This window comes from Janthinobacterium sp. 1L-D-8-B-C4 (genome assembly GCF_057291295.1).
On record NZ_JBXAVX010000006.1, the window covers coordinates 74,044 to 98,497 of the forward strand.

Annotated in this window: 26 protein-coding genes; 3 read left to right on the forward strand and 23 right to left on the reverse strand. The window is 62.2% G+C overall.

What is annotated here, in order from left to right:
• From fliQ to fliF, 12 genes are all read right to left on the reverse strand, one after another.
• Nucleotides 1-270 (reverse strand): flagellar biosynthesis protein FliQ, encoded by a 270-nt coding sequence (fliQ, locus tag AC0Z42_RS12460; RefSeq protein ID WP_485468535.1) that lies wholly within the window; start codon nt 268-270, stop codon nt 1-3.
• A 9-nt stretch (nt 271-279) separates the two neighbouring features.
• The gene (fliP, locus tag AC0Z42_RS12465) at nt 280-1,056 is read right to left on the reverse strand and encodes a flagellar type III secretion system pore protein FliP (RefSeq protein ID WP_485468536.1); all 777 of its coding nucleotides are present in this window, start codon (nt 1,054-1,056) and stop codon (nt 280-282) included.
• Entirely contained in the window at nt 1,046-1,636 is a 591-nt protein-coding gene (fliO, locus tag AC0Z42_RS12470) for a flagellar biosynthetic protein FliO (RefSeq protein ID WP_485468537.1), read from the reverse strand. The genes fliP and fliO overlap by 11 nt, the downstream gene beginning before the upstream one ends.
• Nucleotides 1,633-2,067 carry a flagellar motor switch protein FliN gene (fliN, locus tag AC0Z42_RS12475; protein ID WP_485468538.1) on the reverse strand — a complete coding sequence of 145 codons (435 nt, stop codon included), beginning with the start codon at nt 2,065-2,067 and terminating at the stop codon, nt 1,633-1,635. Before fliN ends, fliO begins: the two co-directional genes overlap by 4 nt.
• A 53-nt stretch (nt 2,068-2,120) precedes the next feature.
• A complete protein-coding gene (fliM, locus tag AC0Z42_RS12480; RefSeq protein WP_065306849.1) occupies nt 2,121-3,107 on the reverse strand; it encodes a flagellar motor switch protein FliM in 987 nt (328 codons plus the stop codon).
• A 6-nt stretch (nt 3,108-3,113) separates the two neighbouring features.
• Nucleotides 3,114-3,632, reverse strand: a complete 519-nt coding sequence (gene fliL / locus AC0Z42_RS12485; RefSeq protein WP_485468539.1) for a flagellar basal body-associated protein FliL — start codon at nt 3,630-3,632, stop codon at nt 3,114-3,116.
• A gap of 142 nt (nt 3,633-3,774) precedes the next feature.
• A complete protein-coding gene (locus AC0Z42_RS12490) occupies nt 3,775-4,980 on the reverse strand; it encodes a flagellar hook-length control protein FliK (RefSeq protein ID WP_485468540.1) in 1,206 nt (401 codons plus the stop codon).
• Between the two features lie 42 nt (nt 4,981-5,022).
• Complete coding sequence (fliJ, locus tag AC0Z42_RS12495) at nt 5,023-5,463, reverse strand: flagellar export protein FliJ (protein ID WP_485468541.1); 441 nt, start codon at nt 5,461-5,463, stop codon at nt 5,023-5,025.
• A 33-nt stretch (nt 5,464-5,496) separates the two neighbouring features.
• Nucleotides 5,497-6,813 (reverse strand): flagellar protein export ATPase FliI, encoded by a 1,317-nt coding sequence (gene fliI, locus AC0Z42_RS12500; protein ID WP_485468743.1) that lies wholly within the window; start codon nt 6,811-6,813, stop codon nt 5,497-5,499.
• A gap of 83 nt (nt 6,814-6,896) precedes the next feature.
• A complete protein-coding gene (locus AC0Z42_RS12505) occupies nt 6,897-7,604 on the reverse strand; it encodes a flagellar assembly protein FliH (RefSeq protein ID WP_485468744.1) in 708 nt (235 codons plus the stop codon).
• 43 nt (nt 7,605-7,647) lie between these two features.
• Nucleotides 7,648-8,646: a flagellar motor switch protein FliG gene (gene fliG / locus AC0Z42_RS12510; protein WP_485468542.1), complete on the reverse strand. Its 999-nt coding sequence runs from the start codon at nt 8,644-8,646 to the stop codon at nt 7,648-7,650.
• Nucleotides 8,639-10,357 carry a flagellar basal-body MS-ring/collar protein FliF gene (fliF, locus tag AC0Z42_RS12515; protein ID WP_485468543.1) on the reverse strand — a complete coding sequence of 573 codons (1,719 nt, stop codon included), beginning with the start codon at nt 10,355-10,357 and terminating at the stop codon, nt 8,639-8,641. The genes fliG and fliF overlap by 8 nt, the downstream gene beginning before the upstream one ends.
• Nucleotides 10,358-10,639: 282 nt before the next feature.
• Here fliF and fliE point away from each other — a divergent pair, with 282 nt between their 5' ends.
• The 3 genes from fliE (at nt 10,640) to AC0Z42_RS12530 (ending at nt 12,806) form a co-directional block, all read left to right on the forward strand.
• Nucleotides 10,640-10,975 (forward strand): flagellar hook-basal body complex protein FliE, encoded by a 336-nt coding sequence (gene fliE, locus AC0Z42_RS12520; RefSeq protein ID WP_485468544.1) that lies wholly within the window; start codon nt 10,640-10,642, stop codon nt 10,973-10,975.
• A 19-nt stretch (nt 10,976-10,994) separates the two neighbouring features.
• The gene (locus tag AC0Z42_RS12525; protein WP_485468545.1) at nt 10,995-11,900 is read left to right on the forward strand and encodes a LysR family transcriptional regulator; all 906 of its coding nucleotides are present in this window, start codon (nt 10,995-10,997) and stop codon (nt 11,898-11,900) included.
• Nucleotides 11,901-12,041: 141 nt separating this feature from the next.
• The gene (locus AC0Z42_RS12530; RefSeq protein ID WP_485468546.1) at nt 12,042-12,806 is read left to right on the forward strand and encodes an SDR family NAD(P)-dependent oxidoreductase; all 765 of its coding nucleotides are present in this window, start codon (nt 12,042-12,044) and stop codon (nt 12,804-12,806) included.
• A 10-nt stretch (nt 12,807-12,816) separates the two neighbouring features.
• Here the strand turns inward: AC0Z42_RS12530 and AC0Z42_RS12535 are convergent, their stop codons facing one another.
• From AC0Z42_RS12535 to AC0Z42_RS12585, 11 genes are all read right to left on the reverse strand, one after another.
• On the reverse strand, nt 12,817-13,563 hold the full coding sequence (locus tag AC0Z42_RS12535; protein WP_485468547.1) for a flagellar brake protein: 747 nt from the start codon (nt 13,561-13,563) through the stop codon (nt 12,817-12,819).
• Nucleotides 13,564-13,593: 30 nt separating this feature from the next.
• Nucleotides 13,594-13,923, reverse strand: a complete 330-nt coding sequence (locus AC0Z42_RS12540) for an EscU/YscU/HrcU family type III secretion system export apparatus switch protein (RefSeq protein WP_485468548.1) — start codon at nt 13,921-13,923, stop codon at nt 13,594-13,596.
• Nucleotides 13,913-15,061, reverse strand: coding sequence for a flagellar hook-length control protein FliK (fliK, locus tag AC0Z42_RS12545; RefSeq protein WP_485468549.1), 1,149 nt, complete (start codon nt 15,059-15,061; stop codon nt 13,913-13,915). Before fliK ends, AC0Z42_RS12540 begins: the two co-directional genes overlap by 11 nt.
• 17 nt (nt 15,062-15,078) lie before the next feature.
• Entirely contained in the window at nt 15,079-15,405 is a 327-nt protein-coding gene (locus AC0Z42_RS12550) for a flagellar protein FliT (protein ID WP_485468550.1), read from the reverse strand.
• Nucleotide 15,406: 1 nt separating this feature from the next.
• On the reverse strand, nt 15,407-15,862 hold the full coding sequence (gene fliS, locus AC0Z42_RS12555; protein WP_485468551.1) for a flagellar export chaperone FliS: 456 nt from the start codon (nt 15,860-15,862) through the stop codon (nt 15,407-15,409).
• Nucleotides 15,863-15,886: 24 nt separating this feature from the next.
• Nucleotides 15,887-17,890 carry a flagellar filament capping protein FliD gene (gene fliD / locus AC0Z42_RS12560; RefSeq protein ID WP_485468552.1) on the reverse strand — a complete coding sequence of 668 codons (2,004 nt, stop codon included), beginning with the start codon at nt 17,888-17,890 and terminating at the stop codon, nt 15,887-15,889.
• Nucleotides 17,891-18,009: 119 nt separating this feature from the next.
• Nucleotides 18,010-18,387, reverse strand: coding sequence for a flagellar protein FlaG (locus tag AC0Z42_RS12565; RefSeq protein WP_485468553.1), 378 nt, complete (start codon nt 18,385-18,387; stop codon nt 18,010-18,012).
• A gap of 93 nt (nt 18,388-18,480) precedes the next feature.
• Complete coding sequence (locus AC0Z42_RS12570; protein ID WP_485468554.1) at nt 18,481-19,917, reverse strand: flagellin N-terminal helical domain-containing protein; 1,437 nt, start codon at nt 19,915-19,917, stop codon at nt 18,481-18,483.
• Between the two features lie 337 nt (nt 19,918-20,254).
• Complete coding sequence (locus tag AC0Z42_RS12575; RefSeq protein WP_485468555.1) at nt 20,255-21,712, reverse strand: flagellin N-terminal helical domain-containing protein; 1,458 nt, start codon at nt 21,710-21,712, stop codon at nt 20,255-20,257.
• A 318-nt stretch (nt 21,713-22,030) separates the two neighbouring features.
• Nucleotides 22,031-23,671, reverse strand: coding sequence for a GGDEF domain-containing protein (locus tag AC0Z42_RS12580; protein ID WP_485468556.1), 1,641 nt, complete (start codon nt 23,669-23,671; stop codon nt 22,031-22,033).
• A gap of 119 nt (nt 23,672-23,790) precedes the next feature.
• The gene (locus AC0Z42_RS12585) at nt 23,791-24,438 is read right to left on the reverse strand and encodes a response regulator (RefSeq protein WP_485468557.1); all 648 of its coding nucleotides are present in this window, start codon (nt 24,436-24,438) and stop codon (nt 23,791-23,793) included.
• Nucleotides 24,439-24,454: the final 16 nt, after the last annotated feature.

Below are 24,454 nucleotides of genomic sequence, written 5' to 3' on the forward strand. Positions count from 1 at the left end.
TCAGCCGACCAGGTTCGGAATGCCGGTAAATACCTGGCGCATGTAGTCCAGCATGACGGACAGTATCCACGGGCCGGCCACCACGATGGCGACAAAAATGCCGACCAGCTTGGGAATAAAGGAGAGGGTCGCTTCGTTGATCTGGGTGGCGGCCTGGAAGATGCTGACGACCAGGCCGATGATCAGCGCGACCAGCAGCATGGGCGCCGCCACCATCAGGGTGATTTCCATCGCCTGGCGGCCCATTGTCATGACGCTTTCGGGTGTCATCGCTCGCCCCTAATAGAAACTTTGTGACAGCGAGCCGAGCAGCAACTGCCAGCCATCGACCAGCACGAACAGCATCAGCTTGAACGGCAGCGAGATGGTGGCCGGCGACATCATCATCATGCCCATCGACATCAGCACGCTGGCCACCACCATGTCGATGATCAGGAAGGGAATGAAAATCGCAAAGCCGATCTGGAACGCCGTTTTCAGTTCACTGGTGACAAAGGCCGGCACCAGGATGCGCAGCGGCACGTCTTCCGGTCCCTGCAGGGCCGGCGAGCGCGACATCTTGGCGAACAGGGCCAGGTCGGCCTGGCGTGTCTGCTTGAGCATGAAGGTCTTCAGGGGATCGACGCCCTTGTCGAGCGCCTGCTGCATGGTCAGCTTGTTTTCCTGGTAGGGCAGGTAGGCGTCCGTGTAGATTTTATCGAACACCGGGCCCATCACGAACAGCGTCAGGAACAGCGCCAGGCCCACCATCACCTGGTTCGGCGGCGCCGACTGCGTGCCGATCGCCTGGCGCAGCAGCGACAGCACGATGATAATGCGGGTAAAGCAGGTCATCATCAACAAGGCCGCCGGCAGGAACGTCAGCGACGTCATCAGGATCAGCGTCTGCAGAGGCAGCGAATAGGCTTGTCCGCCACCGGGCGCCGGCGCGCTGTTGAAGGCGGGAATGCCGGGCTGGGCCAGCGCCCACAGCGGCAAGGCCAGCGCGACGCCGGCCAGCAGCCATTTCAATATCGTCTTCGGATTGTTCAACGTCTTCGCCTGCTTATTTCCCATTGCGTTTTTCAATGGTCTGTTTCAGCCACTCGGAAAAATTGGCGGCGGCCGGGCCGTTCTGCGCGCTCGACAAGATCGGCAGCTCGCCTTCCTGGCGCGGCAGGGTGGCCAGTGCGTTGATCCTGCCGGGCGAGGCGCCTACCACGATCCACTGGTCGGCCACTTCGATCAGCACGATGCGTTCGCGCCCGCCCAGGTTGAGCGAGCTGACCACGCGCATCTTGCTGTTGCCGCCCAGCGCTTTCGGGCCATAGCGTTTCATGGCCCAGGCCAGCGCGATCAGCAGGGCCAGCACGAACATCAGGGCGAAAATGGTTTGCAGCAGGCTGCCGCTCGACGCCGTCGGCGCCATCGTCATCGGCGCGCCGGGCGGCATGGCGGGCAGGGGCGTCGCTGCCGCAGCTGCGCTTGCCGGCGCGGTGTCGGCAGCTGCAGGGGCAGCCTTTTCAGTTGCCGCCGGTGCGACGATCTCGACGTTTGGCGTGGCCGGCACGCTGGCCGGCGCATCGGCCGCTTGCGCAATGCAGCATGCCGCAGCCAGCGGCAGCAGCATGGTGGAAATCAACAGGCCAGGCTTCATTTATTGAGTTTTCGGATACGTTCGGACGGCGTGATGATGTCGGTCAGGCGGATGCCGAACTTGTCGTTCACTACCACCACTTCGCCTTGCGCGATCAGGCAGCCGTTGACCAGCACGTCCATCGGTTCGCCGGCCAGGCCGTCCAGTTCCACCACCGAACCCTGCGCCAGTTGCAGCAGGTTCTTGATGGCGATCTTGGTACGGCCCAGTTCGACCGTCAGTTGCACCGGGATATCGAGGATGAAATCGATATCGTTATGGGTTTCCGACTTCGACGCCTGTTTCGAAAAATCCTTGAAGACGGCGGCGCTGGCCGCGCTGGCGGTATTGGCGGCCTGGTTTTGCAGCGCTTCGGCTTCTGCCTTGGCCTGCTCGGCGATCGCCGCGCCCCAGTCGTCGTCCATGCTTTGGTCGTCTTGGTTGTCGGACATGTGTTTCTCCTGTTGTACAGATGCAGGCAGCCGTGCGGCCCGCTTGCTAATTACTAGTGATTATTGATGTTATCGGCATTGGCGAGCAGTTTCTCGACCTTCAATGCATATTGTCCGTTCAATACGCCGTAAGTGCAATCCATCACGGGCACGCCGTCCACCGTCGCGGCGATCAGCTCCGGGATATTCAGTGGAATGATGTCGCCCACCTTCATGTTCAGGATTTCATCGAACGACACGCGCGCCGTGCCCAAGGACGCCACCAGTTCCACTTCGGCGATCTGGATCTGCTGCGTCATCAGGCGGATCCAGCGCTTGTCCACTTCCAGCGCCTCACCCTGCAGGCTCGAGGTCAGCGAATCGCGGATCGGCTCGATCATCGAATACGGCATGCAGAAGTGGATCTGGCCCGACACGGAACCGAGCTCCACCGTGAAGGTCGACGCCACCACCACCTCGTTCGGCGTGGCGATATTGGCGAACTGGGTGTTCATTTCCGAGCGGATATATTCAAACTCGACCGGGAACACCGGTTCCCACGATTTCGTGTAGGCCTCGAAGACGATATCGAGGATGCGCAAAATGATGCGCTGCTCGGTCTGGGTGAAGTCGCGGCCTTCGACGCGCGTATGGAAACGCCCGTCGCCGCCGAACAGATTGTCGACCAGCAAGAACACCAGGCCCGGATCGAACACCATCAGGGCCGTGCCGCGCAGCGGCTTCATGTGCACCAGGTTCAGATTGGTCGGCACCACCAGGTTACGGATGAATTCGCTGTATTTCGATACGCGCACCGAGCCGACCGACACTTCGGCGCTGCGGCGCAAAAAGTTGAACAGGCCCACGCGCAGCAGGCGCGCGAAACGCTCGTTGATAATCTCCAGCGTCGGCATGCGGCCGCGCACGATGCGTTCCTGGGTCGCCAGGTTGTAGGTCCGTACGCCCGTGACGTCTTCCGGCGCCTGCGCGTCGTCCTGGTCTCCGTTGACGCCCTTTAGAAGGGCGTCGACTTCTTCCTGGGAAAGGAAATTATCGGCCATGGCTGCTTATTGAATGATAAATGCGGTAAATAATACGTCCGTTACGTCCTGTTCCGGCCCTTTGTCCTCGAACGGCTGGTTCACCTGGTTGATGATTTCCGCCGCCAGCTGCTGCTTGCCTTCCACCGTATTGAGCTCGGACGCCTTCTTGCCTGACAGCAGCAGCAACAAACGGCTGCGCACCTTCGGCATGTTCACCTTGATGGTTTCCATTTCTTCCGAACTGGCCACCTGCAGGGTGAAGGCAATTTGCAGGTATTGCTCGCCGTTTTCGGGCTGCAGGTTGACGGTGAAGGAATCGATCGGCACGAACACGGGCGGGCCGGCTTTCGCTGCGGAATGTTTCTTTTTCTTCGACGACGACGATGATTCTTCCTGGTCGCCCTTGCCGTGCAAGAAGTACCAGGCCGCGCCACCGCCCACGCCGCCGGCCACCAGGACCGAGGCGAGAATGATGATGATCAGCTTCTTTTTGGAAGCTCCCGCAGGTGCCAGCGCCGCATCGGCTTTCGGATCTGCTTTCATTTTTGGATTTGCTTTCAATGGTACTCGACTGCATGGAAGTGGATCACGACGCCATTATGTCATTATCGGCAAATTCTGCGCACAAGCAACTGCCGAAAAGAGGGCAGAAGCGCGCTCAACTTGTTTTTTGCAGCAGAAACCTTCAGGCAAAGGTATCGACTTCGCCCAGTGTTGGCCTGCTGCGGCTGCTGTTCTGGGTGATGGCGATCTCGCCGCCGGACACCGTGCCGCCGTGGTTGCCGCCGCGTCCACTGCCGGAGCCGTCGCGCTGGCCCTGGTTCTGCTGCGCTGCGCCGTCCGACACGGTGGCGTTGCCAAACGCAATGCCGGCCTCGGCCATCATGTCGCGCAGGCGCGGCAGGGCCGCTTCCAGCGCCTGGCGCACTTCGGGCTGGGCCGACATGAAGGCGGCGTCGGCCTGGTCATTGGTGACCGTCAGCACCACTTGCAGCGGCCCGAGATCCGGTGGGTTCAGGGTCAGGGTGGCGCTCTGGTCGCCGCCGGCGGCCATCCACACCACTTTTTGCCCCAGTTGCTGGTCCCAGGCCGGCGTGCCCACGCGGCCCATCAGTTTGTCGGCCGGCACGGCGGCCGCCGCCGCTGCCTGCTGCAGGGCGCCTGCGGGCAATTGCGCAGCCAGGCGGGTCAGATCGGGCGGCGCTTCTTTTGGCAGGGCTTCGGCCAGCGCCGCGCCTGCTTTCACGCTTGCCGCCAGTTGCGCGTCGAGCGCCAATTTGCCCGCGTCAAGCTTGCCGGCTTGCACATTGGCGCCGGCCTGCGCCTTGCCCAGGCTGCTGGCAAAAACATCGGCCTTGCCGTTGTCGAGCACGCTATCGGTGTCAGATGCCGCCTGTCCGGCCAGCAACTGCGCCGCACTGATGCTCTTGCCATCGATCTTGCCGTCGGCCCTGGCCAGAGCGCGCGCGCTGGCATCGCCATTGGCCGGCTGCTGCATCGCCAGCTTGATGCTGCCGACCAGCGCCAGCATGTCGGCGATCGGGTCGGCTGGCGGCTTCGCTTCCGCCGTCACGGACTCTTCCGATTCGCTGCTTTCGCTGTCCTGGTCGGCCGGTGCCGCTTCCTTCGCTGTGCTCGCATGGGCCTGCTCGGCTGCCGCTTGCTCGTTCGCCTTGTTGGCAGCTGGCGCAGGCGTGGGCGCTGGCGCAGGTTTCGCCGCCGCTTGCGCTGGCGTCTGCGCCTGGGCGCGGCCATTGGCCTGGCGCTGTTCCAGCTGGCGGTTCAGGGTGCGCTGGAAGTCGCCTTCGGGCGCGCTGCCGGACGGCATGTCGCGCCGGGCCGGCGCCGGCGTGGCATTCGGGGAGGGAATCTGGGAAATCGGAGTTTGCATGGTGGGCCCTGTGGCGCTGCTGCCAGCGTAAATAAGCGTCAATTAACGTTTGTAATAAGCTTGCCGTGCCGCGTGTTCGTCCATGGCCTTCTGGTCGCGCTTGTTTTCCAGCTTCAGGGCCTGCTCCTGCGCCCGGTTGCTCAACGTGGTGTACGACATGCGCTTTCTTTCCGCATTCTGCCAACTGGCCTTTTCATGTTCGCTGCGCGCCTGCGCATGGTTGACCACCTGCTGCTGGCCGGTGATGGCGCTGTCCAACTTGAGCATGAAGGCCTGGAAGTTGCGGTAAGCCATCGGCGTGATGCCGCTGGCCATGCTCGCTTCGAAGCGTTGCGCATAGTCGTCGCGGTAGCCTGCCAGCATCTGCAGCTTTTGCTGGCAATCGTCGAGCGCCTTCAGGGCCGCGCCCAGGCGCTTGGCGCAGTCATCGGTCTCGCGCTGCGCCAGGTCGATCAGGGTTGCAAGTTGGGAAGGAGATGCCATGGTTTAATTATATGCCCGGCAGGCACGCTTCAATCAGTCGAACAGAGCGGCAAGTTGCCCCAAGCTCTCATCCATGCTGACACGCTCGGTAATTTGCTGTTGCAAAAACGCTTCAATCCGCTCATGCAGGGCAATCGCCTGGTCCAGCACCGGGTCGGTGCCGGCGGCGTAGGCGCCCACGCTGATCAGGTCGCGGCTGCGCTCGTAGCGCGAATACAATTGTTTCAGCTTGCGTGCTTTTTGCTGGTGTTCATGGGTGGTGATCGAGTGCGCCGCGCGTGAAATCGATTGTTCGATGTCGATCGCCGGGTAGTGGCCCGCTTCGGCCAGGCGGCGGTTCAGCACGATGTGGCCGTCGAGAATTGCGCGCGCCGAGTCGGCGATCGGATCCTGCTGGTCGTCGCCCTCGGTCAGCACGGTATAAAACGCGGTGATCGAGCCGCCGCCTTCCTCGCCATTGCCGGCCCGTTCCACCAGCACTGGCAGCTTGGCAAACACGGACGGCGGATAGCCCTTGGTGGCGGGCGGCTCGCCGATCGCCAGCGCGATCTCGCGCTGCGCCATCGCATAGCGGGTCAGCGAATCCATAATCAGCAGCACGTTTTGTCCCTGGTCGCGGAAGTGCTCGGCAATCGCCGTCGCGTAGGCTGCGCCCTGCAGGCGCATCAGCGGCGGGGTGTCGGCCGGCGCGGCCACCACCACCGAGCGCGCCAGGCCTTCGGGGCCGAGGATCTGTTCGATGAATTCTTTTACTTCACGGCCGCGTTCGCCGATCAGGCCGACCACGATCACGTCGGCCTCGGTATAGCGGGCCATCATGCCCAGCAGCACGCTCTTGCCGACGCCGGAACCGGCAAACAGACCCATGCGCTGGCCACGGCCCACTGTCAGCATGGCGTTGATCGAGCGCACGCCCACGTCGAGCGTGTCGACGATCGGCGCGCGCCCCAGCGGATTGGCGGGGCGCACATTGATGGGAGCGCTGTCGGTGGTGTGCAGCGGGCCCAACTGGTCCAGCGGCCGGCCCGCGCCGTCGAGCACGCGGCCCAGCAATTGCGGGCCGACCGGCAAATGGCGCGCACGGTCGCTGGGGCGGCGGCGCGGGTGCGCCACGCTGCCCGGGCGCGGGATCGCCGGCTCGACCGAAAACACGCGGGTGCCCGGCACGATGCCTTCGACATCGCTTTGCGGCATCAGGAACAGCCGGTCGCCTTCGAAACCGACCACTTCGGCTTCGACCCGGCCGCCATTGGGCAGCGGTACGGTGCAGGCGGCGCCGACGGCCAGGCGCAAGCCGACCGCTTCCATCACCAGGCCGGCCACGCGGGTGACGCGACCCGAAACCTGCATCGGCTCGACAAAACCGACCACGGCGCTACAATCGTTCAGGTAGGCGCGCCAGCGCGCCGCATGCGGGTTGACGGCCTGGTCTGTCACGGTGCCAGCCAGTCCAGGTCTTTGCCGAGCGCGTGCGTGAGGCGCTGCCAGCGAGTCGACGCCTGCGCATCGATCTGGTTGCTGGCGGTGTCGATCTTGCAGCCGCCGCGTTCGATGGACGGGTCTTCGATCACGCGCCAGCCGCCCTTGTCGAGTTCTTCGCCGATGCCGTCGCGCACCACCTGCGCGTCTTCCGGGTTGAGCATCAGCAGCGCCGGCTGTTGCAGCACGGGCAGGTATTCGATGGCTTCGCGCACCATCGGCAGCATCAGTTCGGGGCGCACCGGCAGGGCGGCTTTCAGCATGCCCTTGGCCAGCTGCAAGGCCAGTTCCATGACTTCATTGGCGATCAGTTCGTCGGCCTGCTGCAGCGCCGTGCCGAAGCCGACGGCAATGGTCTGCAGATGCGCCAGTTCCACGCTGGCCGCCTGCTGGCCTTCGGCATACGATTGCGCGTGACCATCGGCGTGACCGGCCGCATGGCCTTCGGCATAGCCGGCGTTGCGGCCTTCCTCGAAAGCGGTGGCGTGCGCCGCCTCGCGGATGGCGTCGATTTCTTCCTGGGTCGGATATTCGAGCGGCGGCGCCAGTTCTTCTTCAATCAGGTCGGCGAAAGGGTCGGCCTCGGGTTCGGGCTCGGGCGTGGGCTCGAGCAGTTTGCGCGCCGCCACCACGCTCGGGCGGTCGTCGCCGAACGAGGTCATTTCCCAGCGTTGATACGCGGTTTGTTTCTCTTTGGGAATAAAATTAGACAAACGAGTCCTCGCCTTTTCCACCCAATACTATCTGCCCTTCGTCCGCCAGGCGGCGCACGATTTGCAGGATCTGCTTCTGCTGCGATTCCACTTCCGACAGCCGCACCGGGCCTTTCGAATCGAGGTCTTCGCGCATCATCTCGCCGGCGCGCTGCGACATGTTTCTGAAGATCTTCTCGCGCAGCTCCTGCGAGGCGCCTTTCAGGGCGATGATCAGCATTTCCGACTGCACTTCGCGCAGCAGCAGCTGGATGCCACGATCCTCGATATCGATCAGGTTGTCGAACACGAACATTTCGTCCATGATCTTCTGCGCCATGTCGTTGTCGTAGTTCTTGATATTGTCCATCACCGAGCCTTCCTGCTCGCCGCTCATGAAGTTCAAAATCTCGGCTGCGGCGCGTACGCCGCCCAGCGACGATTTCTTGATGTTTTCATTGCCCGACAGCAGTTTCGTCAGCACGTCGTTCAGCTCGCGCAGCGCGGCCGGCTGCACTCCGTCCAGGGTGGCGATGCGCAGCACCACGTCGTTGCGCAGGCGGTCGGTGAAGTGACCGAGGATTTCGCAAGCCTGGTCGCGCTCCAGATGCACCAAAATGGTGGCGATGATCTGCGGGTGTTCGTTGCGGATCAGCTCGGACACCGATTGCGAATCCATCCATTTCAGCGATTCGATGCCGGACGCATCCTTGCCGCCCAATATGCGCGACAGCAATACCGAAGCCTTGTCGTCGCCCAGCGCCTTGGTCAGCACCTGGCGGATATATTCGTCCGAATCGAGGCCGACGGTGGAATTGAGTTCCGTTTGCGAGCGGAAGTCGTCGAGCACGTCGACCACCTGTTCGTGGGCGATGCCCTTCATGGTGGCCATCGCCGCGCCCAGTTTCAGCACTTCGCGCGGGCCGAGAAATTTCATCACTTCGGCCGCCTCGCTCTCGCCCAGGGCCAGCATCAGGATGGCCGCTTTTTGCAGTCCCGTCGATTCAGTCATTATTGCCTATCCATGCCTTGATAATGTTGGCGACCACGCGCGGGTCGTCCTGCGCCAGCTTCCGGGCCATCGCCAGGTTCTCGCGGTAGCCGCGCGCGGTGTCTTCTTCCAGTTCTTCCAGCTCGGCTTCGCTGAGCAGGACCTCGTTTTCCTCATCGGTTTTCGGCAGTTCCGGTTCGATCACCGGTGGCGGCGCGCCGAAATCGTCGATCTTGCGCATCACCGGGCGCAGCATCGGGCGCACGATCTTGATGAAGAGATACAGCAGGATCAGGGCCGTAATCAGGAACTTCGCCAGTTCTTTCGCCAGCGGCAGGTTGGCCGGATCACGCCACCACTCCAGCTTGCCTTCGGGCGCGCGGTCGATGCCGTCGAACGGCGAATTGGCCACGCTGAAGCTGTCGCCGCGGTCCTTGTTGTAGCCCATCGCCTCCTTGACGAGGTTGTTGATCTGCACCATTTCGGCCGGCGAAATCGGCGTCACCGTGACCTTGCCGTCGGCGGCGATATTGCGCCGGTAGTTGACCACCACCGCCACCGACAGGCGGCGCAGGCCGCCCATCGATTTCTGCTCGTAGCGCACGGTCTTGTCGACTTCATAATTGGTGGTCGATTCCTTTTGCGACGGCTGGGTCGGTGCCCCCGCGCCAGGCGCGCCCGGCGCTTCGGCCGTCAGCGGCGCGGTGGCCACGCCCGGTGGCTGGTTCGACAGCGCGCCCGGCACGCCGGACGGATTGGCGTTGCCGGCGCCGGTCGATTCGCTCGTCTGCTGGCTGCGGATGGTCGACGCTTCCGGCGGCGAGTTCGGCTTGTAGGTCTCGGCCGCCTGTTCGCTTTGCGAAAAATCGACGTCGGCGGTCGCTTCGGCGCGCACATTGCCTTCGCCGACAATCGGCAGCAGGATCGATTCGACCTGCTTGATCACGCTTTGCTGCAGTTGCTGCACGTATTTCAGCTGGTTCGGATCGAGGCTCTTGATGCCGTTGGCGCGATCCTTGTCGCGTTCCTGGTTGGACAGCAAAGAACCCGCCTGGTCGACCACGGTCACATTGATAGGCAGCAATTCCGGCACGCTCGACGCCACCAGGTGCACGATGGCGCTGACCTGCAGCTGGTCCAGGCCGCGGCCCGGGTGCAGGTTCAGCAGCACCGACGCGGTCGGCTTTTGCTGGTCGCGCACGAACACCGACGGCTTGGGCAAGGCCAGGTGGACGCGCGCCGTATCGACCGCCGATACCGATTCGATCGACTTTGCCAGCTCGCCTTCGAGGGCGCGCTGGAAATTGACTTGTTCCAGGAACTGCGATACGCCCAGCTTCTGGTTTTCCATCAGCTCGAAACCGACGTTGCCGCCCTTCGGCAAGCCTTGCGCGGCCAGCTTCAGGCGCGCGTCGTGGACCTGCTCGGTGGGCACCAGGATGGCGCCGCCGCCTTCGGAAAACTTGTGCTTGATGCCCAACTGATCGAGCGAGGCGGTAATCGCGCCGCCGTCGCGGTCGGTGAAATTGGAAAACAGGACTTTGTATTCTGGCGGCTGGTTCCACATGTACAGTGCCACGCCGATGGCGATCAGCGCCGCCACGCCCAGGCCGCGCAGGAAATTCTTGCCCATCGGGGTCTTGGCAAACGCCTGCACGGATTCAACCGGGCTGCGCGCGGGCACGGGCACCGGTGGGGGTTGGTTCAGTTCGATCTCTTCCGCTACAGCCATGATTGCCTTCCGTGGCGCTGGTATTGTGGGGTTGGTGGGAGCCGCCGCCTGCGACATGAGGGGCGATAAGGGGAATTATCCGCTCCTGGCATGCGCTTTGATCGTCCAAATAGAAGGTGCTTTTGCCGCCTGCTCGGCCGAGCGGCTGGCTTTCCTGCTGTTATTGTGGAACACTGGCAACGTACGGTAGCACTAATTGTACCCGGCGCTGCCTTGCCGGCCAGGGTTTTGTGCCTTGGAGGCAACAGACAGGAATCGGGAGGCATAGTGAAAACAGGTGGCATGGGTGGTATAGACAGCAGCAGGATCGAGGCGATGATCTCGCAATTGAAGGCCGCGGCCACGCGGCCGGAGGCGAAAGTGCCGGCGATCCAGACCGAGGCGCCCGCTGCCAAGGTCAATTTTGCCGACGCGCTCAAGGGCGCGCTGGACTCCGTCGCCAGCGCGCAACAGACGTCGGCCGACCTGGGCAAGCGCTTTACCATGGGCGACGACTCGGTCAGCCTGTCGGACGTGATGGTGGCCTCGCAAAAAGCCGGCATCCAGTTCCAGGCGACGGTGCAGGTGCGCAATAAACTGGTGTCGTCCTACCACGAGATCATGAACATGCAAGTCTGATGCTGGAGCCGGCGCGCGCATGAACAAGCTGGAACTGATGAAGACCTTCGTGCGCGTTACCGAGCTGAGCAGCTTTACGCAGGCGGCCGCCAGCCTGGGCCTGCCCAAGGCCAGCGTGTCCGAGCATGTGCGCGACCTGGAATTGCTGCTGGGGGCACGCTTGCTCAACCGCACCACGCGCAAGGTCAGCGTCACCCAGGACGGCCTGGCGCTGTACCAGCGCTGCAAGGACATGTTGGCCGACATGGACGACATGGAAAACATGTTCCGCCTGGACGGCACGGTGCTCGCTGGCCGCTTGCGCATCGACATGCCCACCGTGGCGGCACGCCAGCTGGTGATGCCCTGGCTGGGCGAATTCCTGGCCACCTATCCGAACATACAGATCGAAGTCAGCAGCACCGACCGGCGCGTCGACCTGGTGCGCGAGGGTTTCGATTGCGTGTTGCGCGCGGGCGACGTGCAAGACCCGTCGCTGATCGCCCGTTACCTGGGCACGGTGCCGATGGTCAATTGCGCCAGTCCGGCCTATCTGCGCGCCCATGGCACGCCGCACACCGTGGACGAGCTGGCGCAACACCGCCTGGTCCACTACGTCACCACCCTGGGCGCGCGCTCGTCCGGCTTCGAATACGTGCTGGACGGCCAGTTGCATCAGCTGCCGATGGCCGGCAATGTCACCGTCAACAATACGGAAGCATTCCAGGGCGCTTGCCTTGGCGGCCTCGGCATTGCCCAGATGCCCTTGAGTGGCGCGCGCGCTTATCTGGCCGCCGGCACGCTGGTGGCGGTGTTGCCGCAGCATGTGGCGCCACCGATGCCGATCGCCCTGATGTATACGCACCGGCGCGACTTGCCGAAGAGAACCCGGGTCTTTATGGATTGGCTGAGCGCGCTGATCGAGCGTGAGTGGATGGCAGGATAAGCTGGCAACGATTGTGCGGATAATCCGATCAGTCTTATCGGATACACGCGGTTTATCAATCGGGGTGGCGACAATATACTAGTTTCATCGATGAGCGATCCGCTACATCGACTGCCACCCCACCATTGAAGGAACGCCATCATGAGCAACAGCACGCCAATCGCACTGATTACCGGCGCCAACCGCGGCCTGGGCAAGAATGCCGCGCTGAAACTGGCCGAGACCGGAGTCGACCTGATCATTACCTATCGCAATAACGCCGACGAAGCGAACGCCGTCGTCGCCGAGATCCGGGCGCTGGGCCGCCATGCGGTGGCGCTGCAGCTGGAGGTGGCCGACACGCGCGGTTTTGCCGAGTTTGCCGGCGCCGTGGGCAAGGTGCTGGCCAGCGACTGGCAGCGCAAGCAGTTCGATTATCTGGTCAACAACGCCGGCAGCGGCGTGCATGCGTCGATCGCCGACACCACAGAAGCGCAATTCGACGACATGGTGAATGTGCACCTGAAGGGGGTATTTTTCCTGACCCAGAAACTGCTGCCGCTGCTGGCCGATGGCGGGCGCATCGTCAACCTGTCGAGCGGGCTGGCGCGTTTCAGCAACCCCGGCTATGCCGCCTACGCGGCGATGAAGGGGGGCGTCGAGGTGCTCAGCCGTTACATGGCGCAAGAGCTGGGCGCACGCGGCATCGCCGTCAATGTGGTGGCGCCGGGCGCGATCGAGACCGATTTCGGCGGCGGCGTGGTGCGCGACAATCCTGCCGTCAATGCCCACATTGCCTCGGTCACCGCGCTGGGAAGGGTGGGACTGCCGGACGATATCGGCGGCGCCATCGCCTCGCTGCTGCAGCCCGGCAACCGCTGGATCACCGGCCAGCGCATCGAAGTGTCGGGCGGCATGAACCTGTAAAGGGAGCTTGTCAGCTCAGGCCTGCAATGCGCGCGTTGCGCTCGCGTTCGAGTCGCGTGATGTAGCGCTGCACCTGCGCCAGGGTACCGCGCGACAGGTCGACGAACTGGCAGCCCAGGCGGCGGTTCAGCTTGTTGTTCAGCAGGGTCATGTCCAGCGAGTTGCGAATTTGCAACGTCACCGTGATGATGCCGATCTCGGGCAGGTCGATGCGGCAGCCCGGGTAGTTCTTGCCGATGGTGTCGCCCAGCACCAGTTTGTTGTCCATGATGGCGATGCCGCCGCAGCTGATGTCGGCCAGCGGGAACGGCACGTTGGCCGTGCCTTCGTCAGTGACCATGGGAATTGTCGCGCGCACCGGATTGCTGACGGGTGTATTCATGCGGTAATACTCGCGCCGCTGCAAGCGGATCAGAGTCTCGGGTACGGCCATTTTCAAGGCCGGCGTGGTGCCATGCATGCATTCTTCCACCGAATTGCTGGAAAACAGGATACGGATCTTGTCGAGCGAGGTTTCAAACGTGATGCCGCTGGCGGCCACCATGCGCCGGCTCTGGCCGGTATCGACCGGGCGGTCGAGGATGACCATATTGCGTTCAGCGTCGATATCGAGGATGGAGGTGACGCAGACATCGGATTCGCCATGCACCTGCATGCGGATCAACTGATTTTTTTCGCCGATGCTGCGCAGCAGCGCGACGATTTCGCGCCGTGATTCCACTTCAAAGTCATGCCAGTTTTCGAGGCCGGAATCCATAATATGTGCTTGCATTGATGCCTGTCGGTTCTATGGTGCGGTGGGGAGCGCCGCCAGTGTATCGGGCGGTGGCGGGAGCGGCCCGCTTTTCGCAGATTCAATATGATATAACCAGGCCAGCAGTTCCGCAATCGCCCGATACAGGCCAGGCGGAATCTGGCTGTCCAGATCAATATCCATTAACAGCGCCACCAGTTCCTTCGATTCATGCACGAACACGCCATGCTCGCGCGCCGTGCTGATGATCTTGTCGGCGATCATGCCGCTGCCCTTGGCCACCACCTTGGGCGCTTGCGCGCCGCTCTGGTAGGCCAGCGCCACCGCCGTCTGCGGCATCTTGCGCTTGCCGTCATCCAGCATTGTCGTCTCCGCCTTGTTTGCCCGCGATGGTCAACGACGACAGCGGCCAGCCGGCCGCTTCCATCGACGTTTCGAGGCGTGCCGCGTGCTGGCGCAGGGTCTCGGCGCTCGCTTCGCTGCCGGCCTGCATCTGGATCTGGACTTTACCGCCTTGCAACACCACCTGCGCCGACAGGTCGCCCAGCAACGGAAACTGGAAGCGCACGCTGCTGCGCCAGGCGGTGGCGTCTTCGTCCTGGCCCGGGTGCTGGCCGCCGTTCGGCTCATCCTTGGTGATATCCCACTGCATCTTTTGCCCGGGCCAGGCTTCGCCCTGCCATTGCACCCTGGCTTGTTCATGGGTGTGCAGCTGCAGATTGATCAGCTGCGCCGCAGCCAGGTCGGTGCCGTTCTTCATGACTTCGCCCTGCAGGGTTTTCTGCATTTGCGGCTCCAGCAGCAAGGACGCCAGCGGCCGCTTGCCGTCGGCCCATTCGGCCACGTGCGATTCGTAGAACAGGCCGCTGCTGCCGACGGCGTCGCGCAGGTTTTGCGCCACTTGCGACGGGTCGGTGCCTGGCGTGGCCATCAGGCTGGTCTTGCCGACCAGCGACAGCGGCGCACCGGGGACGCTTTCGGCCTGGCTCAGCACGGTGCTGATGGCGCGCGCGGTGCTGCTCAGCTCCGGGGCAGGCGTGTCGGCATTCAGGGTCGGTAATAAATTGGCGGGCGTCAGTGGTGCGCGGCCCAAGAGCGCGGCGGCCGCACCTCCTGTCCGCATGCCGGCTTGTGCACCTTGCGCGGCCGCCGCATCGGGTTCGGCCTGTGCATCGGCATAGGTCAGCATCGCGGTGGCACGCGGATCCGGGCCGGCGCCGATCTGAAACGAGGGACGGGGATTGATGCCGACCAGCAGCAAGGGAACGTTGGCGCCCAGTTCGGTGCCGGCTGGCAACTGCATGCGCGCCGGCGTGCCGGCCACACGCACCAGATAGCTGCCGTCGGTCATGCGCGCCATCACCTGGCCGGGCATCGATTTGCCGACCATGCCCTGCAAGGAACGCTGGAATTCGGCCTGGCGCGGTTCGGCGACCGTCTCGGCCGGCCGGGTACTCTTGACCGGGGCGACCGGCGCCATGCCGATGTTATTGGGCAGCATGGCGCCGGACCTTGTTTTTAAACGCTATAGGCGTTGGCCAGGCGCCGTTCGGTGCCGGTGCTGTTGATCAGCTTGGACAACTGCGCCATCCACGGCATCGCCAGGTCACGGATCTTGCGGTCGTCTTCCAGCATTTGCCTGATCAGCGCCACCTTGCGCAGGCGGCTCGCGCCTTCCAGCACGACGTTCTCTTCGTTGTCCTTCAGGCGCTGCGCAAGCCTGCCGATCTGCTGCTCCAGGGTTGCCAGTTCGTCCCATTCGGCATTACCGGCGGCAACCAGCATGCGCGCCGTCAGCGCCTGCATCGCTTCGTAGGTATCGAGTACTTGCTGATCGGTCATCATGTCAGGCGCTCGCGTAGTTGTTCATGCGGGAGATCGGTGCGTCGCTGGCGGCGATATTGATGCCGCTCGGGGTGCCGATAGCGTTCCAGGTATCGCGCAGGTCGGTCAGCAGGCGCTGTACTTCCTCGAGGATGGTCAAGTCATTCTTCAGGTTGGCCGTCAGCAGGCGTGCGCCCATGTATTCATACAGGGCGTCGAGGTTTTCGGCGATCTCGCCGCCCGCATTCTTGTCCAGGCTGGCGCGCAGGCCATGGTCGATCAGCTGCATGGCGCGTGAAATCGACTTGCCCTTTTCCGGGATATTGCCCGCTTTCATGTGCATCTGCGCGCTCAGCACGGCCACCAGCGCACCGTCATACAGCATGGCGATCAGCTTGTGCGGAGAAGCCGCACCGATGCCCGTTTCCAGGCCAACCTTGGCATAGGACTGAGCGCCCTTGTTTGATGATCCAAACATTCGTATTCCTCTGATAGATGTTCGTTAGTTCGCGGCCAGCGCCGCGAGCTGCTGAGTCAAATAATTGCTGGTGCTGTTCATCGAACTGAGCGTCACATCGAGCGAACTGTATTGCTTGCGCAAGCGCGCCTCGGTCAGGGACAGCCTGGTATTGAGCGCATCGCGCTGCTTGGCGATATCGGCAATGCTCTTGTTCAAACCGTCATTCTTGTTCTGGATCAGGCCCGACGTTCCCAGGTAGCTATCCGTAATAGTAGCAAACAAGGCGCTGATACCCTTGGAAATGTTAACCGAGCCGCGGTCGCCCAGCTGTCCGCCCTTGATCAGGACGGCAATCCCGGCACTGCCGGAGCCGGCCGAACCGGTCAGGGTCTGGCCGCTGCCGACGGCCACCGCACCGTCGATGGTGCCGGCCACGTCCACGCCGGTGGTCATGGTCGGCGTGCCGAACAGGTCGTCGGCGCCATTGCCGGTGATTTCCAGCTTCGATGACGAGCCATATTTGTTCGACACGATGCTGAACACGCCATTTTCCTGCGTCACCTTGACACTGGCGGTGGCATCGGTCACGCCCGAGGCGCCGTTGATCAGCGACTGCAAGTGGCTGACCAGGCTGTCGGCCGTGTAGGTGCCGGGCACCAGGGTGGCCTTGGTGGCAACGCCATTGATGGTCATCGACAGATTATCGTTGACGCCGGCGATGATGTTCAGGTTGGCTGCCGTGCTGCCGACCAGGGTGCCTTGCGTTGCCAGCTTGGAAATCGAGATGCCCTTGGTGCCGACGGACGAATTGCTGGTCGAACTGACAAAGCTGACCAGGCTGTCGGTGGTCGAACCCGAGGTCGCCAACAGCTTGATGACGTCTTCCGAATTCTTGTCGATCGCCGTCTGCAGCTTGCCCGTATCGAGTTTCAGGGTGCCGTCCTTCTGGAACGCCACACCCAGTTGGCTCAGGCTGGTCACGGTACTGTCGAGGCCGGGCACGCTGGTGCCGAACAGCTTGCGCAAGCCCGTTTTCAGGCTGTTGGTGGTCGAGTCGCCCACCAGCGGGCCGCCGGTGCGCGCCGCGCCCTGTTTCAGGCCGGGCGTGACGGCCGTCAGGGTGTTGATCGATGTATTGAGCTCGTTATAAGCCTTGACGAAATTGGTCAGCGCCGTCTTGATGCCGGAGGTATCCATGTTGACGCCGACACTGCTGGTGCCAATTTTCAGCACCGACATCGTTACGCCAGGCACGGCGTTCTCGACATTATTGGTCTGGCTGTCAATGGCCACGCCGTTGACGGTCAGCTTGGCATTTTGACCAGCATTGCTTTGCGTCATGTTTTGCGTGCCATTCGGCGCATACGACAGCAAATCGCTGATGTCCTGGTCGCCGGCCACGGACACGCGCATGCTCGACGTTTCGCCGCTCTTGTCGGAGGTCAGCACCAGGCGGTTGGGCTTGTCGCTACCGTCGGAAATAATGCTGGCGGTCACGCCGATGCCGGCCTTGTTGATGGCGTCGCGGATGCCTTGCAGCGAGTTGTTGCTGCCGTCGATGGTGACGGTGCGTGCCACGCGCGTTGCATCGAGGTCGAAGGTGGAGCCCGTGTATTTTCCGCCGGCAAGGGTGCCACCCTTGACGCTGCCGAAGTCGAACGTCAGCACGGTGCTGGCGCCCGAACCGATCAGGGCGGTGGTGGTTTCCTGGCCGGCGGCGGTGATCGTCTGCGCCTGTGCCAGCTGGGTCACGTTGACGCTGTAATTGCCCTTGACGGTGTCCTTGCCGGCGGTTGCAGTCAGGACCTTGTCGTCCGAGGTGGTGGCGTTGGCCACCTTGTATTTCGAGGCATCGGCCAGGGCAGTGACCGTGGTCTGGAACGCGCCGACGGCGCCGCTCAGGGTGCCATAGGCGGATATTTGGGAGGTAATGGCCTTTTCTTTGTCCTGCATGGCGACAAAGGGGCGGCTCTCCACGGCCATCAGCTGACTGACCAGGCCATTTACGTCGAGAACGCCACCAGTACTGACGGATGAGACAGCCACAATAACCTCCTATGGGAATGCATGAATATACCTGGTTAACGGCATAATCCATCCATACTTTAGAGGGGTATTCGGCCAGCTGTTTGCCCTATGCCGCCAAACGGCGGCATAGGGCGATCTCACGCTGTCTGCTTGATCAGCAGACCCTGGGCTTTTTCCAGCGCCTTGCCGATTTCCAGCGCTTCCTTGGTCGGCATCTGGCGGATGACCTCGCGGGTTTGCTGGTCGATCACCTTGACGATGGTGCGCTCGCTGTCGGTATCGACTGAAAACTCCAGCTGGCGCGACATGAATTGCATCGCCTTGTTGATCTCGCTGACGGCCTGCTTGACGTCTTTCAGCTCGGACTGCGCGTCGTCCTTGCCATTGGCCTTGCCGTCGATCGCCGCTGGCGCCGCCGGCCGGGCGGCCGTGGCGCTGCCTGGCGTGACCGCAGTGCGCTGTGGCTGTGGCTGTGGCTGCGGGGCCGGGAGGCCGTTTGTTGCCTGGATATCCATGATGGTGTCCTTTAACGGAAATTCCCCGGCGGATCAAGATGCGATATCTGGATCGGCCGGGGAGGGCTAAGCTACGGTACTACGGGGCGGAGATTAACCGCGCAGCAGCGACAGCACGCCGTTAGGCAGCGAGTTGGCCTGGGCCAACATCGCGGTACCAGCCTGTTGCAGGATCTGGCCGCGCGTCAGCTTGGCTGTTTCCGATGCGAAGTCGGTATCCTGGATCCGGCTACGCGATGCCGACAGGTTTTCCGAGGTCGATTCCAGGTTGCTTACCGCCGTTTCAAAGCGCGACTGCAAGGCACCGAAGGTTGCGCGCTGGCTGTTGACACTGGCCAGGGCGGAATCGAGAATCTTCAGCGCATCGTTCGAACCCTTGACGGTCGACACGTCGATGCTGGACACCGATTTGAGCGTGGCCGCACCACCTGTTACGCCAGTGCCGGCTCCCACGGCACCAAGCGAAAAACCCTTGTCGGAGTTCAGCGAGACAGTGCCCATTGTGATGGAGGTGCCGTTACTGGCCACAACTTGCGCAGCGCCCACTCCGCCAGCGGAATCGATGGAGGCGGCGGTAAAGGTATCGGCCGAGCTTGCATTCACCAGTTTGATGTTGTTGCCTGAAACATTTGTCAGTACCAGGCCATCTTTGGCGTCATTCAGCTTGGCAGTCACGCCGGTGGTCGATGACAGGTCATTGAAGGCGCTGACTGCCGAGGCCAGGCCCGATGCGTTCTTTGTGCCCACCGTGAAGGTAACGTTGGCTGCCGTACCGTTATCGGAGGTGACTTGCATGGAGTACACGCCACCGGCAGAAAATCCGACCGCTTCTTCGGTTTTGGCCGTCGCCGTCACGCCCGTATCAGCGGTTTTGCCATTGATGGTGGCCGCCAGCGTTTGCGCCGTGTCAGTGCTTGATACCACGACATTCGCAGTTTTCAGGCCCTGGATATCGAAGGAACCCGATGAATAAGCGGCAGCTGACGAGGTGGCTGGTGCCGAAGCGCTGGACTGGTTGTTGCCGTAGTTATTGGTACGGAAGTTGGCGGTCGTGGCCTGGATGGTCTGGCCAGCGTTGGCGCCCACCTGGAACGATGCCGAACCGAACGAGCCGTCGAGCAGTTTCAGGCCGTTGAACTCCGACGTTTGCGAGATGCGGTCGGCTTCCGACAGCAGCTGGCCTACCTCGGCCTGGATCGCCTTGCGGTCGCCGGCCGAGTTGGTGGCGTTCGCCGACTGGACTGACAGTTCACGTACACGTTGCAGAATGTCGCCCGTCGATTGCAGCGAACCCTCGGCCGTTTGCAGCAGCGAGACGCCGTCGTTGGCATTGCGCTTGGCTTGATCGAGGCCGCGGATTTGCGACGTGAAGCGCTCGGAAATCGCCAGGCCTGCAGCATCGTCTTTTGCGCTATTGATGCGCAAACCCGAGGACAGGCGTTGCAATGAGGTGGACAGGGCGGACTGCGACGTGCTCAGGTTGCGTTGTGCATTCAGTGACGCGGTATTGGTATTGATTACTGAGGCCATTTTGAAGCTCCTTGCTATATGTTTTGGCTATATGCCTGGTACCTTGGTCTGCCCCTTCATTCCGGGACACTCACACCGCAGTTATATTCATTAACGGAATGCCCTATGGAAAGTTTAGGAAAGGAAAGCGACTATATTTTTGTTTGTCACTCTCAAGTTGCCATGGTTGAGGGCGCTTAAGCGACATGATTTCCATAAACTTTAGGGTCAAAAATAATTAAATAAAAGAAATATGTTTTATTATTTTTTTATCAAAAAAAAGCCCCGGCGCGAAAATATTCCGGCCGGGGATGAACATGGTTGGCAAACGCGCCTGGCGGCGCGCGCGTCAGGTGGTTTAACGTCCTTGCAGCAGCGACAGCACGCCGTTTGGCAGCGAGTTGGCCTGGGCCAGCATGGCCGTGCCTGCCTGTTGCAGGATCTGGCCGCGCGTCAGCTTGGCCGTTTCCGCCGCAAAGTCGGTGTCCTGGATGCGCGAGCGTGAAGCCGACAGGTTTTCCGACGTCGATTGCAAACTGGTAACGGCGGTTTCAAAACGCGACTGCAAGGCGCCGAATGTGGCGCGCTGGCTGTTGACGCTGGCCAGGGCCGAATCGAGCACCTTGAGCGCATCGGAGGCGCCTTTGACGCTCGATACGTCGATGCCGGATACCGAGTTCAGCTTGGAGCCGGCGCCAGCGAGTGGCACGGCATTGGTGCCCGTGACGCCGCCGATCGAGAAGCCCTTGTCGGAGTTGAGCGAAATATGGCCCATGGTGGTGCCCGTGCCGCCGCTGCCCGCAATAGCGAACGGTGTGCCTACGTTGCCGGCGCCATCGATGGCTGCCGCCGACACGGTATGCGCCACATCGGTGCTGCCGTTGACCAGCGTGATATTGTTGCCGGCTGCATTGGTCAGTATCAGGCCATTGTTGGTACTGTTGAGCTTGGCGGTGACGCCGGTCGAGGCCGAAACATCGTTGAACGCGCTGACCGATGCGGCCAAGGTCGTTGCATTGAGCGGATTGCCCACGGTGAAGGCGACGTTGGCAGCGGTGGAGTTATCGGAGGTGACGGCCAGCGAGTACACGCCGCCGGCAATGAAAGTGGCCGATTCTTCGGTTTTCGCTGTGGCGGTCACGCCGGTTTTTTCGCTGGCGCCATTGATATTGGTGGCCAGTATTTGTGCGGTATCGCCGCTGCTAACGGCGACGGTGGCCGATTGCAAGCCCTGGATAGTGAACGATCCAGGGGTGTATTGCAGGCCCGCGGCGGTGGTGGGCGCGCTGGTACCCACTTCATTGTTGCCGTAGTTATTGGTGCGGAAATTGGCGGTGGTGGCCTGGATGGTCTGGCCGGCGTTGGCGCCGACCTGGAAGCTGGCCGAGCCGAAAGAGCCATCGAGCAATTTCAAGCCATTGAATTCCGAGGTTTGCGAAATACGGTCCGCTTCCGACAGCAGTTGGCCAACTTCCTGTTGAATTGCCTTGCGGTCGCCTGCCGAGTTGGTGGCATTGGCCGATTGCACGGACAACTCACGGATGCGTTGCAGGATATCGCCCGTCGATTGCAGCGAACCTTCCGCCGTTTGCAGCAGCGAGATGCCATCGTTGGCGTTGCGGCGTGCCTGATCGAGACCGCGGATTTGCGAGGTGAAACGCTCGGAAATCGCCAGCCCTGCGGCGTCGTCTTTCGCGCTGTTGATGCGCAGACCGGACGACAGGCGTTGCAGGGAGGTGGACAGTGCGGCTTGGGATGCGCCCAGATTACGTTGCGAGTTGAGCGATGCGATATTGGTGTTGATAACTGCGGCCATTTTGATGCTCCCGATGTGCGGGTTTTGGCTCTGTGCCTGCTCACCTTGGTCTGTCCCCGCGCTCTGGGACACTCAAACCGTAGTTGTAAAGATTAACGGACGCTGGTCAAAAAAGTTTAGGGCAGGAAATGCGCTTTTTTCGACTTTTCCCCTATGAGGCGCTGCCGTCGCCGCTCCTATACGGCAGCGTTTTTTGATACTTTATGGCAAAAATAAAAAAAATAAATGCCAAATTTCGGCGCGATGAACGCGTTTTTCCGGTGCGGCAGGCAAAAAAAAGCCCGCCGGAAGGCGGGCATGGCGTGTCACCGGCGCCGCTCAATCGGCCACCACCACGCGGTTCTTGCCGGTTTGCTTGGCCTGGTACATGGCGCGGTCGGCGCGCTTCACCAGTTCGCCCTGGTCTTCATTGGGCAGGCGCAGGGCGACCCCGGCGGAAAAAGTGATCAATACCTTTTCATTGTCGTGCAGGAAGAAGTGCCGCGTCAGTTCGCGCTGCAGCCGCGTCATGGTCGAGGACGCCGCTTCGACCGTGGTTTCGGGCATCAGGATCAGGAATTCCTCGCCGCCGAAGCGGGCGATCACGTCCATCGAGCGCAAGGTCTCCTTGACGATCTTGACCAGGTGTTTCAGCGCCGCATCGCCGGCCAGATGTCCATAGGTATCGTTCAGGCGCTTGAAATCGTCCAGGTCCAGCATGGCGACGCACAGCGGCGTGCCGCGCCGGTCCGCGCGCGCTGTCTCGCGTTCGAACACATCGTCCAGGCCGCGCCGGTTCAGGCTGCCCGTCAGCTGGTCTTCACGCACCAGTTCGCTCATATGCTGGAGCTTGGCTTCCAGCGTATGGATGCGCTGTTCCGCATCCTGCACTTCCTGGCGCGCCAGCACCATCTTGTCGCGCGCGCGCAGCGCCTCGGTCTGCACCAGCCGCGTTTCGTGCAGCACGTCGTCGAGCACCTGGTTCAGGTCGGTGATATTTTCCGCCTGGCTGATCTTGTCGGAATAGCCGCCGATCTTTTCATGGAAGTCGCCGGTACTGGCCGCCACCTGGCCCAGGCGGTCGATAAAGGTCATCATCATGTTCTTGACGGTCAGCTTGACGTCCGACAGGCTGTGCTTGAGCTGGCTTTGCTTGTAGATGACTTCCTTCAGGCTGCGCGTGGCGTCTTCCAGCGCGCGCTGGTCGAGCGGGCCGGCGATCAGGTTCTGCACCGCCTCGACCTGGCCGCGCAGCCAGCTGTCGTCGTCCAGCAACTGGCTGACGTTGTCCAGCAGCAGCTTGAACAAGCGCAGCAGCAATTCCTGCTGCTCGGCCGTATCGCCGCTTTTCAGCTCGATCTGGTAGCACAGCTGTTTCAGGCGTACTGCCGCTTCGTTGAGCGCGTCTTCCGTGTGCGCCTGCTTGATGGCGGCGCCCAGCGATTCGGCTTCTTCCACCAGTGCCGGCGTGCCGGTCAGCAAGGTCGCCACGGCAAAGCCCAGGGTGCGGCTCAGCAGTTCTCGCAGGGTGCGCGTCTGTTCGCCGTCCGGCAGCGGCGGCAGCTCGATGCCACCGCCCTTGCGGGCCTGCTTTTCCGACAGCTGCGCCAGGGTACGCGCATAGCTGTCCCAGTCGCGCGCTTTCAGGGCGCGCTGGAAGCGGCGGCCAAAGTCGCCCAGTTCGCCGCCGGATTCGCTCATTTTCGCTGCAAACTGGCTCAGCACGTTTTCGGCGCCATTGTCGGGCGGTGCGCTGGCCGCCAGCACGGCGGCGGGGGCGGGCGCGGGCGCGGCGACTTCAGCCGGCTCGGTGATGCCGGCGATCTCATTGTAGATGTCGCGGTAGGCGTTCGGCGTGGGCGCGATGCGGCGCGTGGCCAGGCGGCGAAATGCTTCGCGCGCGATGTCTGCAGGATTCGTGGCGGGGTTGACAGGGGCCGCAGGCACGCTGACCGGCGGGGAGGGCAATTTACTGGACATTGAGGCACGGCCTTTTTAGATATTTGCTAATTATCCCCATGATATGCGAGTTGGCAAAGCACTTATTGTGCGAGCAGCAAGGCTAAGGCCAGCCAATTCGCGCGATACGCCGCCGGCGGCTACTCTACCAGCTGGTTGCGGATCGCATAATGGGTCAGCTCGGCACTGTTTTTCAGCTTCATTTTCAGCAGCAGCCGCGCGCGGTATTCGCTGACGGTCTTGGCCGACAGCTTCAGTTCTTCGGCAATCGCGCCGACCGTCTTGCCCGAGGCGATCAGCACCAGGGTCTGGTATTCGCGGTCCGACAAGGTTTCGTGCAGCGCCGTTTCATGGTCTTCGCCCACCGTGTTGGCCAGTTCCTGCGCCAGCGCGGCGCTGATGTATTTCAAGCCTTCGGCCACCTGGCGTATCGCCGTGACCAGCTCGCGCGGCGCACTCTGCTTGGTCAGATACCCGGCCGCGCCCGCTTTCAGCGAGCGGATCGCATACTGGTCTTCGCGGTGCATCGACAGCATCAGCACGGCCAGTTCCGGTTTTTCCTTCTTGATCTGCTTGAGTACGTCGATGCCGCTGCGGTCGGGCAGCGAGATGTCAAGCAGCATGACCTGGCACTTCGAGGCACGGAAGCGCTTGATCGCATCGTGGCCGTTTTCGGCCTCGCCGGCCACGATGATGTCCTTTGTGTCGGCCAGGATCTGTTTCAGGCCCTCGCGCACGATCGCATGGTCGTCGGCGATGAATACCCGGATGATGGCTTTGTCTTTCATGACTGCGTTCGTTTCT